The organism is Actinomadura terrae, assembly GCF_022751215.1.
GTDB lineage: Bacteria > Actinomycetota > Actinomycetes > Streptosporangiales > Streptosporangiaceae > Spirillospora > Spirillospora terrae.
The window spans coordinates 344,481-360,738 of record NZ_JAICDG010000004.1; the positions used below are offsets into that span (position 1 = coordinate 344,481).

Here is a 16,258-nt window from a genome sequence, read left to right on the forward strand (position 1 = left end):
GACCGGAATCGACAGCCAGGAGAGCGCCGTCGGCTCGGCGTTCGAGGCCGCACGCCGGAACGATCCCGCGGCCCGGCGGCTCAAGGAGATCTCATGACCGTACGGAGCCGATTCGACGAGTTGGCCAAGGTCTATGAGGACTGGCCGCCACGCCCTTCCGCCGCCACCTGGAAATGCCGAGCGTGTTCGCCGCGCTCGGCGACGTGCGCGGCTCCACCGTGCTCGACCTCGGCTGCGGCGCCGGGAACTACGCCCGTGCCCTCGCCAGGCGCGGCGCCGCCAAAGTCGTCGGCCACGACCGGTCGCTCGGAATGGTCAAACACGCCCGTAGGCGTGAACGAACCGCTCCCCTCGGAATCCACTACATCACCGATGAGTTTGGCGCCGACCTCCACCACGCCTTCGACGCCGTCCTGTCGGTGTATGTGATGCCCTACGCCACGACCAGGGACAAGCTCGCCGCAGTCTGCGCGAACGCCACCTGGCTGCTACGCCGGGGCGGGCTGTTCGTCACCCTTCCCATCCAGCCGGATTTCCCCTACGACGAGCCCGACTACTATCGCCGCTACGGCTTTCGCATGTACAGCGGGGAACGGCCCGCCGACGGAAGCCCCGTCACACTGGAGCTTCTGTGCGGTGGCCCTCAGGAGAGCGTCACGGCCCGCTACTGGAGCCACGACGCCCTCACCGGCGCGCTCTCGGATAACGGCTTCACCCAACCGGCCTTCCCGCCCTTCCAGGTGACGCCCGCGGGGTTCGAGGAACAGGGTCGCGACTTCTGGGACAACTATCTGGCCCGCCCCCACGCCTCCATCATCACCGCCAGATCACGCCGCGCCTGAGCGCCCTCTCCAAGGGCCGGGCACCGCCCGACGCGCCGCGAGCAGCTCCCAGGCCTGCGCTGACGCTCCGGCCGTGGAACACACGGGCAGCGAAAGGGCATCAACGAGTGTCGAACAACCGCTGATCTCGGTCAGAGGCGGTGGAGGTTCTGTGGCGTGGTCAGGAGCGGTAGTGGCGGGCGGCGGTGTCGGCGCTGACGTCCAGGGCGCGGCGATCTCGGTCCAGGTGGCTCCTGCGGCACGGTCGGCGGCGACGGCTGCGGCCAGGACGGCGCGGGCGTGGGCGATCAGTGGGAGCGCGGCGGTGGTGTATCCGGCGATCGGGCCGGTCTTCCAGCCGGTTTACTGGCTGGGGTGGGCGAGGTCTTCGGCGCGGGCGGCCGAGCGGATCACGCACACCGGCGAGCGTGGACCTGGTCGGGGCGTGTGCGGCGTTCACCGCGGCGGCGGGCCGGATCGTGCCGAGGTTGGGCGAGCACCACTTCACCCAGGAGGAGCGTGCCACGATCCACTCCAACCTGGAGCGGGTCCGCGGGGCGGCCGGGTGGATCGAGGCGGCGGTCGACACCGGCCGGGTCGGTCTGGACGCCGGGTTGGCGGCGCTGCTGAAGGGCGAGTGAGGCGGTCATGGCCGCGGTGGTCGACAACAGGTACGACACGGCGGGGAACCTGGTCAGCGAGTCCCAGACGGTCGACGGCACCACCCACACCACGTCCCACACCTACGACCAGCGCGGCCTGCGGACCTCCACCACCGACCCGCGCGGCAACGTGCCCGGCGCCGACAAGGAGGCGTACACCACCCGGTACGGCTCCGACGAGATGGGACGGCCGACCACCACCACCGGCGCGGCGGTGTCCGCGGAGAGCGGCGGCGGCGCTCCGCAGACCGTCCACCCGGTCCAGGCGATCGGCTACAACACGTTCGGCGAGCAGGTCATCGACCTCGGTGATCGATGTCGAGCGGCGGTCAAAGACGGAATGGTTACGATAATGCGTGAGGCGGTTTACGGTGATCATGAGGATATGCTCGACATCATGGAGTTGGTCGACGGGGACGAGGTGAGGCTCGACTTCTATCGGTCGTTGCCGCCGAGGAAGCGTGAGCGTCATTAGCACCGCGGGAGCCTGCGCGTGAGAGCGAATCAGTTCGCGCGGATCGAACTCGAGCGGCACGACTGGGCGAGCCGTCGGTGAGCTGACCGAGCGGGCCGTCGCGTCGACGGCGGCGGTGGAGAAGTTGCCGACCTGCGGGTCGAACTCGCGCTCCTGCGATCCGTAGGGGGCGCCCGCCACGTGCGAGGTCACCGCGGGCTGCGGCACGTCGGTCAGCAGCACCGACCGCGGCGACGGCACCTCCGACGTGGCGTCCTTGACGAAGGCGCGCCACTGGTACGCCTTGCTCCACACCAGCCGCCCCGAAGGCGGCGTCCACGCCGGGCTGCTCTGGTAGGCGGACGTCGTGCAGTTCACCGGTCTGCCTGCGGAGTCCTGGTCGCAGACCTCGAACTTGTACTGCAACGACGAACCGGCGGGGGCGTCGATGTCCACCGCCCGTGCCCACAACTGCGGTGCGAGAGTCTGCGCCTGGTATCCGTTCGGCGGGTACAGCTCCTGCACCACGGGAGGGATGTCGAAGACCTCCAGGACGATCCGTCCGGGAGGGACCTGCTCGTCAGTGAACACCACCCCGCCGCTGCGGACCATCGTGAAGTCCAGGAAGTACTTGCCCACCGGCATCGGCTGGATCGTCGCGTCCAGGGTCACCTTGCCGTTGCGCGGCACGTTCACCGGCAGCGACGCCGCACGCTGCTGCTTCACCGCCTTGCCGGTCTTCGCGTCGTAGGCGCGGTAGGCCAGGTAGTACGTGCTCGGCGTCCACGCCTCGGCGCTCAGGTTCGTGACGGTGACCTTCACCTTGCCCGCCTGGTTCTGCAGGACAGGCGGCTGCGGAACCGGGCTAGGAATGGAGTACCTGGCGTAGTAGGGGCTGTGCGTCACGTAGAGCGTGGGAGAGTTCGCCGTACTGGAGCCCGCGAAGCGCTTCCACGCGCGGTCGTCGGTGGCCGAGGCCCGGAGCGACAGACCGTTGGCGGGGGCTCCGTCCGCCCATCCCTGGACGAGCTTGCGGCCCGCCGACCCCAGGTTGAACAGGGTGCCCTTGGCCGGGCACCGGGACCGCGACTCCCCGAACGGGATATGGCCGTAGGCGAACGTCTCGTCCGCCATGGCGGCACCCACGTCCGGGCCCGGGTAGCTGTAGTTCGAGCCCGGCGACCACGACTGGGTCACCGGGTGGACGGTGACCTTCCTCGCCGAGCAGGACGCCGCGTCGAAGTTCACCACCTGCAACTGGGCGCCGTAGACCGTGTGGCCCTTCAACCGGTCGGCCAGGCCCGCCCACCTGAGGTAGGACGCGGACGCCGCCCCGTCCTTCTTGCCCACCAGCAGTTCGCTGCCGCCCGAGGACGAGCCGCCGCCGTGCACGACCATGCTGGAGTCGGCGCCGTCCGAGGCCACGCTCGGGTCGACCCGCACGGGGTACTTGCGCGCCGGGTCGCGCAACCAGGCGTCGTCCAGGTCGACGCGCAGCGCGGGACGGCCCTTCTCGGTCACCAGCCGGTAGGTCACGCCCGCCGATGCCGCGCCGTCATCGGAGGAGTCCCACATGAACCCGGCCGGGATCACGGCCCGCCGCCGGCCCGTCTCGTCGGTCAGCACGACCTGGGCTCCCTCGGCCCTCGCCGTCAGCCCTGTCAGCGAGAGCGGGAAGACATAGGTGCGCGGCGCGTCCGGTGACCGCAGGACGAGGGTCTCCTTCACCCCGCCCGGCGTGGCCTCCAGCAGCAGGCCGGTGCCGCCGGGCAGGGCGTCCGGGTAGTCCACGGCGCTGCCGGCGGCGCGGCCCCGAGCGGCGGAGCCGGCCGCCAGGCCGAACCCGATCGAGTGCCGGGCGTCCAGCCGCAGCGCGGCCACCTGGGACTCGTCCGCCCGTCCCGCGAGCCGGAGGTCCACCGCGTCCGCGCGGTTGCGCCAGCCCGTGCCGGCGCCGGTGAGCCGGGTGTCGATCGGCGCCCAGGCCCGGCCGTTCCAGTAGTTGACCGGGGTCTCCGAGAACGCCGTGGTCTCGGTCCCGTCCGGATTGGCGAACGCCCGTTCGCGCGCGCCGCGCCGCGCGGGCAGTTCCCGGCTCCGCTTCTCGTCGAAGCCCGTCGTCCGCGGCTGCGGCGGCGTCACCTGCCCTGCCGCGTTCCGCTGCCGCGGCACCGCCGCCCGGACGGGCCGGCGCTGCGGATACCTGCTCCGCAGCGTCGGCGGTTTCGTGCGGTTGCCGGGCCCCCGGACGAGATGCTCCTGGCCCGCCGCCGAACCCCACCGCTGCTTGGGCCTCTTGTGCGCGTGATGGCCGCCGTCCGGATGCAGCCGAACCTCCAGGCCGACGCTGTCACCGAGCGTCGAGCACGCGAGCCCGGCACCGAGGAGCAGCATCACCACCTTGCCGAGGAACGTCAGCCGCCCCACCGCCCACGGACGCGCCGCGCCCGCGAGCATGCCGAGCAGCGCCGACCCGGCCGCTCCCGGCCTGCGGAGCAGGCGGGGAGCGGCGGTCGCCGCTCTCTTCAGGCGAGACATCGCGTCCTCGGTTTCTCAGGTGCGGCGACCGGTCGGCCCCGTCAGCGGGTCGTCCGCGCGGGCGGCTTCGGCAGCGTGTGCCCCTGGAAGGGAGAACCTCCGCCCCCGTCACCGCGGGCCGAGACCGAGGAGCTCCGCGGGAAGTAGACCCGCGTCGTCTGGTCGGCGTCCCGGGCCAGGAACGCCCATGTCGGGCCGCTCGCCTTCGTGTAGGTGAACACGGTCGGATCCGTCTTCGGGGCGAAGGTGTCCTCCGCTCCCTGGGCGTCGATCCAGTCGCGCCACTCCCCGGCCCCCTGCGTCGTCTCGCCGGTGCTGTGGATCCGGCCGTCGGTTCCCAAGGCGAGGACCTCCGTCTTGCCCGCCGGGCTCAGTAGGGCCTGAGGCGAGCCCGCCACGACCAGTGAGCCGACCGTGTCCCACGCCGAGGGGAACGCGCCCGAGGAGTTCTGCGCGATGGTCTGGACCGAGCCGTCCGCCGCCCGGGCCACCACGCGGACCTTGTTGCCCGGGAACGCGACGACCGCGGGAGTCCCGGTGAAGCCCGTACCGGGGAGCGTCTGGCAACCGGACAGGAGCCCGCCGTTGTACAGCGCGGTCTGCAAGGTCCCGGACGACGTTCTGACGATGACCCGGACCCCGCCGCCCGTCGCCTCCGCCGCGGGAGTGCCTTGCAGGTCACTGAAGCCGAGCCTGATCCAGCCGCCGTATGCGGCGTTCGCGCCCGGCTGCGGCAGCGCCCAGAGCGCCCCGTCCGCGCCCACGGCGAACATCACCAGGGCGTCGCCGAGCCGGACGAGCGCGGCGTGCGAGGCCATCGCCTGCGGCACGGTCCCCCACGTCCCCCAGGCCGGCGGGTCCTTGGTCACCTGCGTGTTCGACCACACGTGCCCGGCGGTCGTGTGCTGCGCCGCGACCTGGAGCCGGCCGTCCTGCTGTTCGGCCAAGCCCGGCCGCCCGGTGAACTCCTCGCTGCCCGAGAGCACCGTCCACTGGACCGAGTCGAAGTTGTCGAGGTAGGACTGGTGGCCCTGAACGACCTGCCCGATGTTGTTGGTGTAGGCGTACTCCAGTGCGCCGAGTGACCCGGTGGCGACCGGGGACGCCTGGAGCGCCGCCGTCGGCGTGTTCCGCTCGACCGGCAGCGGCTCGGCCGGCGGGGACCCGGCACGAGTCGGCGCCCGGACCGCTCCCGCCTGCGTGCATCCCGCGGACGGGGTGAAGTAGACGTGCGCGCTCACCCACACCGTCACCGCCGAGGCGCCGGAGTTGTGGACCACCACCTTGCCGTCCGAGCCCAGCCTGGCGTTGATGAACCCGGTGAAGAAGCCGTTCGGCACCGGATAGCCGACCGTCCACTCCCCCGGACCCGCGACGCCGGACGGGCGGACGGTCACCGTCCCGTTGTCGGAGCCGTGCGCCATGACGGCGAGCCCCACCGCCGTCACGCCGGTCGCGGGCACGCCGCCGTGGCCGAGCGGCCCGACCGTCAGATCGGCGTTGGAGGCCAGGCTCACGTTGCCGACCAGGGACGCCGGCTGCACGGCCGTCGCGACCCCACCCGCGATCGGCGCGCCGGGCGCCGCGAAATAGCCCGAGACGTAGGCCCAGACGGTCGTGGGGACGGTCCCGCTGCGCCCGCTGATGGTCACCTTGCCGTCGGCGCCGACCGCGCCGATCACCAGGTTGCTCCGGTGGTTGCCGGGGATGACGCTGAGTTGCGTGTCGGTGGGATCGGGCGTCCCGGACGCGTGCACCGACAACTGCACCGCCGCCGTGGCGGAGCCGACCAGCGTGAACACCACGTGCGAGACGCCCGACGCCGGGACGCCGTCCTTGCCGAGCGGGGAGAACGAGTAGTCGCCGCCCGCCGGGACGTTCGCCTTGCTCACAACCTCTGCGGGCGTGACGCCGACGTAGGTCGAGCCCGCCGACGCCCCGGGGGACGTCAGCGTGTACCCGTGCAGCGTGACGTACGCCTTGGCCGCCACAGCGGAGGCGCCCGTGTTGGCGATCTTCACGTTTCCGTCGGCGCCGACCTTCGTCCACAGCAGGGTGTGGTCGTAGAGGTCCTTGTCGTAGCGGGCACCGTTCGCGTTCGGCTGCGCCGCGCCCGACGGGTAGACGATCAACGCGCCCTGCCCGGTCGTGGTCGCCTTCGCGGCGACGTCCAGGAGCACCGAGGCCACCCCCGAGGAGGGCGTGCCGCCGACGTCGGTGACCTTGACCGTCGCGGTTCCGTTCGCGGCGATGGCGATGCCGTTCGCCACCTGACCGCGCGCCTCATGGAACTGGCCTGCCGCGGCCGGGATCGAAGGGGCGGCCGTCGGTCGGGTCCGCGCCCCGGCGGAACCAGGATTGACCAGGGAGAACGTTCCGGAGAGGAGGCAGAGAACGGCACTGAGAAGAATTGTGGTACGCGAGCGGAGGGCGAAATCAGGCACATCGAATCCCCTGGAATGAGGCCCGATGGAAGCGTCTCTACACGTCGTTGACAAGGGAGTCAGATCGGCGAGTCCCGGTGATCGTAACCCCGGACGATCATCCCGTCCAGCCTCCGATCGGCGGCGAATCACCCGCCGCCACCTGGGCACGGCCAGCACATCGAGCCAGTTTTCCCGTCGTTCACTCGGCATTCACGTGATCTTTGGCCAAGAATTCCGGAACCGCTCGCCCCCGGACAGAGCTTCCTTGGAATGCACAGGGTCTTCAGGGCTTACTTGGCCAAAGGCAGCCAGAAAAACAGTGGGGAAGCCGTCCTCAGGTGCTCTTGCCGTTTCGCTGGAAGAGTGTTAGGAGTACGCCGCCGAATGACCATTTCTGGACAGTATGGAAACGCGGGTCTCTTTGCAGGGCCGTCCGGTTGTGCAGGGGGACGGGCGTCCGGTAGCGGTGGCCGGGCGGGGGGATCTCCACCACCCAGATCCGGGACCGCCCGGCGAGGGCGGCCTTGAACCGGGGCGTGGGGAGGTCCCCGCCGTGGTCGTGCAGCGGCGCCGCGTCCAGCCGGGCGAAGGCGTCGGCGTACGCGGTGGCGAACACGCGGCGGTCGGCGGGCAGGTAGACGACGGCGTCGCCCGGACGTGCGTTCTGCCGCAGCACCGTCGCGAGGCCGCGCAAGTCGTCCGGACGGCTGCGCGGCCTGCGCATCGCCGCCTGGTCTGGAAGGACCGCCACCGCAAGGCACGCCAGAGCCACCGTGGCGGCGGCGGGCGCGGCCCACGCCCGCCTGCCTGGAAGCCACTCGCCGGCCGTCGCCAACCCCATACCGGCCAGGAGCGCGAAGGCGCAGACGCAGTACAGGACGTAGCGCGGATGGTAAACGGGGTGGGCCTGCGAGATCGTCCACGCCACCGCCACCGGGACGAGCAGCCACGGCGCGACCAGCGCCACCGCGTCCCGGTGGCCGCGCCCGAGCAGCCCCACCGCGACGGCCGCCACGAGGACCGCCAGCACGACGCCTCCTCCGGCGATCAGCACGCCGAAGTCGTACAACGCTCCCGCGCCGGGGCGGCTCAGCCACGACACCTGCGTTCCCTCCTGGCCTCGCGCGGCCAGGACGAGCGGTACAACGGCGAGCACCGCCACGAGCGTCGCCGAACCCCAGTACGCGAGCCGGCGCAGCCGCCCGTCACCGTTCCAGAGCGCCACGGTCAGCCCATGCGCGGGCACCAGGAACAGGGCGTACAGGTGAAACCAGCCCATCAGTCCCATCGCCCCTGCGTAGGCGGCGTACCAGCCGACGCGGGGACGCGGATCCTCCAGCGCCCGCAGCAGCAGGTAGGCCGCCAGGACGGCGCCCGCGCTGACCAGCGCGTACTGCCGGACCTCCTGTCCGTACCGGCTGGTGATCGGCAGCAACCCGTACACCAGACCGCCGTACAGCCCCGCTCGCGCCGAGTGCAGCCGCCACCCCAGGACGGCGATTCCCACAGCCGCCAGCGCGGCGGCCACGGCGGACGGCGCCCGGGTGACGGCCTCGCCCGTCCCGAAGACCGTCACCAGATCGATCAGCAGGTAGTACAGGCGGTGGACGGCGTCGATGTGCGAGGTGAAGTCCCCGATGCCGCCGACACCGGAATGCCCGACGACGACACTGACCGACTCGTCCCGCCAATAGGTCGGCGTCCCTATTCGCCAGAGGCAGATCCCGAGCGTCACCGCCCCCGGAACCGCCCAGCACGCCCACCCCGGAGCTCGCCCCCGGGCCGCTCCGGACAACTCGGCGGACCTATGCCGATCGGCGACCGACGCCATGAATCCTCTCTCCGAACACAACGGCCGCGATGACCGGGTCGGGGTACGGCGCCCATGCCGTCATCGCGCGCGAACAACCGGCACAGGGCATCACCGACGCCCTTGTGGCGACTTCAAGAAGTAGCGCCTGAGAACCATAACCCTGTCCCGCCGAATCCCGGCGGTCCGGGCGATGTTCCACCCGCGGCACGCGGCCACCGGAAACGCGACCGTTTGCGTTTAGATGGACCAAAGCTCATGCAGGAACGAAGACGACATTACTAGGCCGACTACGGCTCCGAAACACTCTCATCGCACCGGACAACTCCCCTCGACCGACCAACGTTAATTGGCGGTGTCGAGGAGGAGTCCTACAGAAGACAGGCGTTGATCACGTCGGAGTGGTGCTGGATCTCCTTGAGTCGATGCTCGACCACAGAGCGTTTCAGCAGTGAGAGGAGGTCAATGACCGTCGACGGTGTAGGTGGACTGGACGAGTCCGGTGCCGAGGACGCGGGTCGAGCGGTGCGTGAGCGAGACGTCATCGTCCAGCGCGCCGGACAGGGGCAGGCCGCCGCCGAGCAGGATCGGCAGGGTGGTGACGGTGAGTTCGTCGAGCAGGCCCGCGCGCAGGCACGTCTCGATGCCCTTGCCTCCGTCAACGCAGACGCGCCGGGCACCGCTCTCGGCGAGGTCCTTCACGAGCGCGCCCAGGTCGCGGTGAACGGTGACGCGGGGATCGGAGCCCGGTGGAAGCCGTGTGCTGAGCACGGCCACGCGCTTGCCCGCGAAAGGCCACTGCCCCAGCGTCAGCGCCATTTCGTAGGTGCCCCGTCCCATGACGTGGGTGTCGACATCGGCGGCGAAATCCGAGTAGCTGGCGTCCCATGCCTGCTCGGCGTGCTCGGCGATCCACTGGATGTCACCGTCGGCGCGGGCGGTGTACCCGTCCAGGCTCGCGGCTACGAAGGCCACCGTGGTGAAGGGACGGTCACCGGCCACGCGCGCCTCCATTCATGCATGCGGTTTCATCAACTCTAGGCTGCGCGTGCCCCGCGCGCTGCTCGACCGTTCTGCCGACCCAGCGAGGACGCCACGGCCGACGGCGGTCGATCCGCCGTCGGCCGTGGGGTGAAACATCGCCCCTCTTACATCCTTCGTCTGGCCAGAGGTTCTTCCAGAACGTGTACCGGTGCTCCCTCGCGAAGTCGATCCGCCGGATGCCGCCCTCGCCGGGGGCGAGCACCTGGGTGGTGGCTCCTCCCGCCCGCCAGGTCGGCGCACCCGTGCCGTTGGGGTCGCCGGTGCGGGCGAACCTCGTCCAGTAGCCCGTCATCTGGTCGGCCAGGTGCCGCTGGGCGGCGGTCATCCGGTTCTCGTCGAAGTAGTCGGTTTCGAACTGGTATTGCAGTTCGGCGGCGTGGAACGCGCCGGTCGGGAAACCAGGGTCGGCGGCGTTCGCGACCCACGGCGCTTTACCGTCGGCGAACTCGTAGCCGTACGCGGGCACCCGCCTTGCGGCGGAACGGCCGAAGTCCGTTACCGAACGGGCGAACGAGGCGTCCGTGACGAGAGCGGACCATGCCTCGCTCGGCGAACCGTAGTTCCGGAGGGGGTACCGGGCCGGCACCTTCGGCGCCTTCTCCGCGCCGACATAGGCGCGCACGCGGGCGGCGTATTCCGCCTCGTTCGCCAGCGGGGGAACGCCCATGAGCTGCTGCGCGGCCTCGAACGTGCGGTATTCGTCGCGCGTCATACCGTACATGACCGGGACCTTCGCGAACCTGCCTTCGAGCAGCGCCCGCTTCGGCGAGTACGGGAGCACGCCCCCGCCGCCGTACACCGGCGCGAAACCGTACTCCGACTCCTTCAGCAGCTTCGACGTCGGCAGCGCGCGCAGGCACAAGGCGGCTGGTCAAGGAGCCTGATATCGGCGCTTTTGCCCAAGTACTGGCGCAGTAGTCCGTTGGTGTTCTCGTTGGTGCCGCGCTGCCAGGGGCTGCGTCTGCGGCAGAAGTAGACCGGCATGCCCGTCTGGGCGGTGAGCTGGGCATGATCGGCCATCTCCCGGCCCCGGTCCCAGGTGAGCGAGCCGCGCATCGGGGACGGCATCTGCTCGATGGCCCGGACCAGATGCGGACGCACCTGGTGGGCCTTGAGGCCGTCGGGCAAAGCGACCAGCCGGACGAGGCGGCTGGTCCGCTCCACGAGCGTAGCGACCGCGGAGGGACGTTTGTCCATGACCAGGTCTCCTTCCCAGTGGCCGGGCACGAGCCGGGTCTCGACCTCGGCAGGGCGCTGGCTGATGGGCACCATGTCCCGGATCTGTCCGCGGCCGCTGGGACGGCGAACGACGCGTGGATGACGCATGGTTCGTCCGGTGCGCAGCCGCCCGGTCAGTGTCCGGTTCAGTGCCCGCCGGCGCGGATCGAACAGCGATAGGTAGATCGTCTCGTGTGAGACCCGCATGCTGGGCTGGTCGGGGTAGGCCAGCGGGAGCCAGCAGGCGATCTGTTGCGGTGACCAGCGGCATTCCAGCCGCTCCTCGACGATCTGGCGCAGGGACGGGTGGATGGTCAGCTCGGCGGGCTTGGGCCGTCGCGCCAGGCTGGAGGCGCGGTCCTCGGCGTCCAAGGCGCGGTAGGGTTCGCGGCCGCCGTTACGGCGGACCTCCCGGTCCACCGTCGAGGCCGATAGGTTCAGCCGACGGGCGATCGCACGGCCCGAAACCCCGGACGCGATGCCCCGGGAGATCTCCTCCCGTTCGTGCAGCGTCAAGTGCCCCGCGGCACGGCGCTGGGCTTGGACCCGCAACCCTCCGCTTTGGGCCAGGAATCGCCGCACATGATGCTGCCCGGCCCCCACACTGCGGGCGATCGCGCGGATCGGCTCGCCTTACCTCCACTGCCGCCACAACTCGTCCTGCTGGCCGGGCGACAACCCGTAGTCCCGCACCACACCTCACCTCAAGGATCAAGATCATTAAAGGTGATGCCCTGACCCCCTTGAGCCCAAGATCGGTTTCTGGCCACTGGGCGCGAGCGTGCTGGGAGATGGGGAAGAGGTGCCCGGGAGGCGTTGGGAATCGTGTCGTGCTCGGATGCCGCCCCGGCTCGTTCGCGCTGCGGGGCCGGCTTGGACGCCTGCTCAGACGCGCGGCCCCAGCCCACCGTTCATCCCGGAATGCCGAGTGAGTCGTTGCTGGCCGCTCCGATCCTTCACGGCCGGAGTCGCGCACGACCAGAGCCGACTCCCCTCACCTGCAGAGACCATCCAACTCTAACGCCCTCACCCCCATCCGCTTGACATTGCGAGGAGCTCACTTGAACACCGCAGAGCAACCACAACCGTCTCCCACTGAACTGGCGCGGGTTCTGGGGCAGCGCGGAGAAGAGCGTTCCGGTACTGCCTCGCAGGGCGTGGTCTTCGGCTACGTCGACAATTCGAACGTCTGGATCGAGGTCCAGCCCTTCAAGAGGGCGGCCCAGCGCCACCCCGCGGGACGCGGGGCGGCGCTTCTGGTTCCCCGAGAAGTTCAGCTCGTGCGGACCGAGGATGCCGCCGACGAAGTCCGCCCGCTCGGGGTACCGCACCCCTGCTGCGCGCGGAGGGGTGGCGTTGGTGGTGATGGAGGACGGCGACCGTGTCGTCCAGCGCCAATACCGCCTAGGTGCTGTGGGAGACGAGAGGTGTAGCTCGGTCCGAGAAGTTCCACCTCCCCCACGTCGAACATGAGGGATGCGAGAACAGGAGGTCCCGATCTGCGCAAGGTTTGAGGTCTCTCCTCGCCTCCAAGAGGCCGTGTAAGGGTCCATTTAATTTCATCCCTGACACTTGGCCTTCTGCTCCCCGAGTAGCCCCTTTGGGCGATGACCTGGGACGATGCCCCGTTTTGGTCGTTCTGGTTCGATTCCGTATGACGATCAGCCAGCGCGGAGTGGTGGGCGATGGGTGAGGTTAGTTCAGGATGAACGCCCTGGTAGCAAACGGTGTGATGATGTTCTGACCGGTTCTGCCGCGTGGTTGGTGAGTGACAATCCCACCCAAACCCGGCGCTCGTGCCGACTGTACGTCTCGGGATGTGTACCGCCACGTTGCTAGACTCGCCGATGCTGCACCGGTTCTTGAACTTCGTCACGTCCACATCGAGGGTTCTCCGCCCGGACTTGTCCGGCCGAGCTCGCCGGATGATCTCCACCGGCGGGGCCCTACCGACCGGCCCTCATCGGTCGGAGATGTGAGGTCGCGATGGACCATGAGCAGGGCCGGTCAGTCTGGAAGCGACTGTACGAGTGGACGCGCAGACATGCGTGGCTGTTCGAGACCGTCATCAAGGTGATCGCCTGGGTGGTCATCGCGATGCACGGCCGCTAGTCGATTAAGGACGGACGCAGCAACGGCCTCCTGCCAGGGTCCCTAGGAAGATCCAACCGGCAGGAGGCCGTTTCACGTTCGGGCCGCGCAAGTGACTTGCGCACCTCCGTTGCAGCCCCGAGAGTACACCACCCCTCACATCACATCCGCAGGTGAGGGCGGGTTTCGGGGCAGTCGCACCGAGCCCATGGGCCGCTTGACCAGCGAAATGTACCCTGACTTACTGTGACCCACGTCACTGCCACGAGTAGCGCATTCGTGGCTACAAGGAATATCCGGTCATGTGAAAAATGGGTTTAAGGAAAGGCCGGACCTGGCCGGTAGATGCACTCCCATCCGCGAAGGCACCCCGCACCGCACCTAGCCGATCTTGTGCACGTTCCGCACCAGGCACTGCCGCCTTCCGATCGGTTCCGGCGCCCGTCGCCGTCTGCCATGAGGGCTCGGTTTTACGTCACGCGGCGGTCGGTGACGGTCATCATTCGTCGCCGATCCAGTCCAGGCCACCCCGGTCGCTCGCGGAGGACGGTCGCGGGCGAGGGGTGGTGGCCCTTCTTATTGCCCTGGACAGCCGTCGCCGGAGGCGCTGTTTCATAGGTGACCACCTATGAACCGGGTTCACTCCATCGGTTGACTAGGACTGCGGTGGCGGGGTCGACATCGTCGGCGTGAGCCAGCGTCGGCAGCTCGGTGCTGGCGAGCCCAGCCAACTCAAGGGCGGCCTGGGCGGACAGGTGGGCCGACCTGATGGATTGCCCATTGGCCACCGCGGCGTAGAACTGCGCGGCGTAGATGATGGCGTCACCGTCCTCGATCTCGTCGGCCATCCCGATGGCGAACGGCGCGATCTGCTCTTGAACCAGGCGGTCGATCTGCGCGGCGGAGTTGCAGGAGTTGAGTAGGACCAGCAGCGGCGGATCGTCGGTGGCCCTGACCGCCGAGGCGAATGCGCGGGCGGTGACTACCACGCCTTTGTGGTAGTCGTCGATCTCCTCCTCGAACTCGATCAGGTCGTCGTCGCTATGACCGGAGAAGTGCACGACGTGTGGACGGTTCTTGGTGATGCCGTCCAGCAGGTCCTCGGTCGTCGCGGCTGGCCGCACGTCGAGTTCGACGTAATCGCGCAGCAATGCGGATTCGACCGCTTTGCGGATGCGTTTCTGCTCGCGTCCGACGCACAGGGCGCGTTCGCCGCGCTCGGACGAAGAGCCCAGCAGGAGAATCCGTAGCTGCTCCGTCTTGGGAGCACGGATGTCGCGCATAGCCCTGTCCACCTTCGCCTCGACCGGGAACCGGCACCGGTAGTAGGCCTGGTCGTTGTTCCAATTCCCCTGCATCCGGCGCTCGCAGCATCCGCAGTGCAGGCATCCACGGAATGCGTAGGGGCGTCGGGTCCGGTGGGGCTTGTGGGTCGCCTGGCCGCGTCCGCGTGAGGCCAGGACGGCCTGGGCGCGTTCGAAGTCGGCGACCGACACCAGCGGTTCGTGGGCCTGCTGCTCGGACCAGACCCACTGGTCGCGGTCGTTCCAGCGCAGCTTGGTGGTGTGCCCCAGCGCGACGTCGTCGACGTCGAGCAGGACCTCGTCCTTGCGCTGCTTGTTCCACACCTGATGGCCGGTGTAGCGCGGGTTGGTGATGATGACCCGCACGGCCGACTTCGACCAGGCCACCTGTACCCGGTGCCGGTTGCGGCCCGGGTCGGCCGCCGATGGAGAAGGGACGCCTTCGCGGGTGAGTTCCTCGGCGATGTCGAAGATGCCCCGTCCGCCGATGAACTGGGCGAAGATCCACTTCACCATCAGCGAGAACGCCGGATGCGGGACCAGACGGCGCAGGCGTTTGCCGTCCGCCGCCTTGGCCGGGTTCGGATGCGGCCCGGCGTCGATCAACTCGTATCCGTACGGCGGGCGCCCGCCCAGATAGCGGCCCTCGGTCGCGGTGATCGCGGCCATCGCCGAACGGACACCGATCTTGACCCTGTTCCGCTCGCCCTTGGACAGGCCACCGAACACACCCATGATCATGTCGTGTGCTGCGTTGCCCGGATCGATCGCCCCGCCGACCTCGGGCACCCACAGCGGCACCCGGAAATGCTCGAACAGCGGGAAGGTCAGCGAGTACTGGTTGCCGTAGAAGGCCCGGTGCGGCTCACCCACAACGACCGCGTCGAAGTCGCGCCCAGCGCTCTTGAGCGCCTCGATCAGCGCCGAGGCCCGCGAGCGGCGAGCCCACGGGATCGAACGGGACTTATCGACGTCGAAGTACTCGGCGACGATCGTCCCGCCCTTCGGCTCGACGAGACCGCTCGCGCGGCGGAGCTGCCAGGCGCGAGATGCGGCCGGGTCCTGATGTTCAACTGCGTGATGCTGCCGACCGTCCAGGAACCGCTCGTGCGGTTCCTGACCGAGATCTGGACAGCGTGGACCGCGCCGTGCGTCCGGTTCGACTGGGGGCACGCCGCCGGCTTACCGTTCCTGCCCAAGGTCCGGCGTGGCCGCGCCGTCCTGCACCCGGCTCGCTGGAGCGTCCGCGCGGCCGCGCTGCCCGGCCGCACCGCGCCGTGGCCGCAGTGGCGAGACGCCTGGCAGCGGTACCGCGAACGGCACCGGCTGCCGCACCAGGTGTTGATCAGTGCAGGGCGCGGCGGCGATGACGTGCGATTGCGCCGGGACCTGGACGAGACCGCCCACCTGGCGGTGCTGCGCAGTCACCTGCACCGGCACGACGCCGCCGTCCTCACCGAAGCCGACGGACCGTCCGGCTGGATCGGCGGCAGACCGGCCGAACTCCTCCTCACCCTCACCTCCACCCCACCGCACCCCCGCCGCCCACCCCGACCTGTCCGCCCCGCCAGCACCCACCATCGATTCCAACGACTGGGACGACATCCCGCTCCGTCATCGTTCCGGGACGCGAGGTCAGAGCGGGCTGGCGACCGCGTGATCGCGCTCGCCTGGAGCCGCGCTGATCCAACGTTGCTTCTCGTCATCCACCCGACGTGTCGTGGGCGTCGGGGAAGGACGCCTTGGTCAGATTCGCGACCGAGATCGGTGGCCTGATGCCGCAGGAGATCCCGGCCCGTGCGGCATCCCCACCCGCCGCGGTTGAGCCGTCCAACGCCTGCCTGCTCCCCTCCCGCCGCCGACGATCTCGCCTGGCCATCTCACCTTCCT

General features: G+C 69.6%; 9 protein-coding genes and 2 pseudogenes. 4 read left to right on the plus strand and 7 right to left on the minus strand.

All coding sequences use genetic code 11. The annotated features are described in order from the left end of the window. The first annotated feature begins 182 nt into the window (after nucleotides 1–182). Entirely contained in the window at nucleotides 183–842 is a 660-nt protein-coding gene (locus K2F47_RS26180) for a class I SAM-dependent methyltransferase (RefSeq protein WP_242907966.1), read from the plus strand. A gap of 458 nt (nucleotides 843–1,300) precedes the next feature. Continuing rightward, complete coding sequence (locus K2F47_RS41795) at nucleotides 1,301–1,462, plus strand: DUF6192 family protein (protein ID WP_372490933.1); 162 nt, start codon at nucleotides 1,301–1,303, stop codon at nucleotides 1,460–1,462. A 1,387-nt stretch (nucleotides 1,463–2,849) separates the two neighbouring features. On the opposite strand, the pseudogene K2F47_RS41805 reads toward K2F47_RS41795, so the two are convergent. From K2F47_RS41805 to K2F47_RS26210, 6 genes and pseudogenes are all read right to left on the minus strand, one after another. Further along, nucleotides 2,850–4,475: pseudogene (locus K2F47_RS41805) on the minus strand (DNRLRE domain-containing protein); the annotation flags it as partial. 41 nt (nucleotides 4,476–4,516) lie between these two features. Next, nucleotides 4,517–6,745: a DUF8189 domain-containing protein gene (locus tag K2F47_RS26190; protein ID WP_242907970.1), complete on the minus strand. Its 2,229-nt coding sequence runs from the start codon at nucleotides 6,743–6,745 to the stop codon at nucleotides 4,517–4,519. A 490-nt stretch (nucleotides 6,746–7,235) separates the two neighbouring features. Next, complete coding sequence (locus tag K2F47_RS26195) at nucleotides 7,236–8,636, minus strand: glycosyltransferase family 39 protein (protein ID WP_242907972.1); 1,401 nt, start codon at nucleotides 8,634–8,636, stop codon at nucleotides 7,236–7,238. Nucleotides 8,637–9,173: 537 nt separating this feature from the next. After that, nucleotides 9,174–9,713: a dihydrofolate reductase family protein gene (locus tag K2F47_RS26200; RefSeq protein WP_242907974.1), complete on the minus strand. Its 540-nt coding sequence runs from the start codon at nucleotides 9,711–9,713 to the stop codon at nucleotides 9,174–9,176. Continuing rightward, on the minus strand, nucleotides 9,703–10,617 hold the full coding sequence (locus K2F47_RS26205) for a carboxylesterase family protein (protein WP_242907976.1): 915 nt from the start codon (nucleotides 10,615–10,617) through the stop codon (nucleotides 9,703–9,705). Before K2F47_RS26205 ends, K2F47_RS26200 begins: the two co-directional genes overlap by 11 nt. Before the next feature lie 5 nt (nucleotides 10,618–10,622). Then, nucleotides 10,623–11,666, minus strand: a pseudogene (locus K2F47_RS26210) (IS30 family transposase); the annotation flags it as partial. 1,293 nt (nucleotides 11,667–12,959) lie between these two features. Here K2F47_RS26210 and K2F47_RS40890 point away from each other — a divergent pair. Beyond that, nucleotides 12,960–13,085, plus strand: a complete 126-nt coding sequence (locus tag K2F47_RS40890) for a hypothetical protein (RefSeq protein ID WP_272497507.1) — start codon at nucleotides 12,960–12,962, stop codon at nucleotides 13,083–13,085. 605 nt (nucleotides 13,086–13,690) lie between these two features. Here the strand turns inward: K2F47_RS40890 and K2F47_RS41505 are convergent. Next, nucleotides 13,691–15,541 carry a recombinase family protein gene (locus tag K2F47_RS41505; RefSeq protein ID WP_242907980.1) on the minus strand — a complete coding sequence of 617 codons (1,851 nt, stop codon included), beginning with the start codon at nucleotides 15,539–15,541 and terminating at the stop codon, nucleotides 13,691–13,693. On the opposite strand from K2F47_RS41505, the gene K2F47_RS26220 reads away from it, so the two are divergent. Beyond that, entirely contained in the window at nucleotides 15,449–16,144 is a 696-nt protein-coding gene (locus tag K2F47_RS26220; RefSeq protein ID WP_242908796.1) for a lantibiotic dehydratase, read from the plus strand. The two genes, K2F47_RS41505 and K2F47_RS26220, sit on opposite strands and share 93 nt — an antisense overlap. Nucleotides 16,145–16,258: the final 114 nt, after the last annotated feature.

Coding starts and splice junctions, on each gene's coding strand:
- K2F47_RS26220 (WP_242908796.1), top strand. CDS start 15,449: ATGCTGCCGACCGTCCAGGAACCGCTCGTGCGGTTCCTGACCGAGATC.
- K2F47_RS40890 (WP_272497507.1), top strand. CDS start 12,960: ATGGACCATGAGCAGGGCCGGTCAGTCTGGAAGCGACTGTACGAGTGG.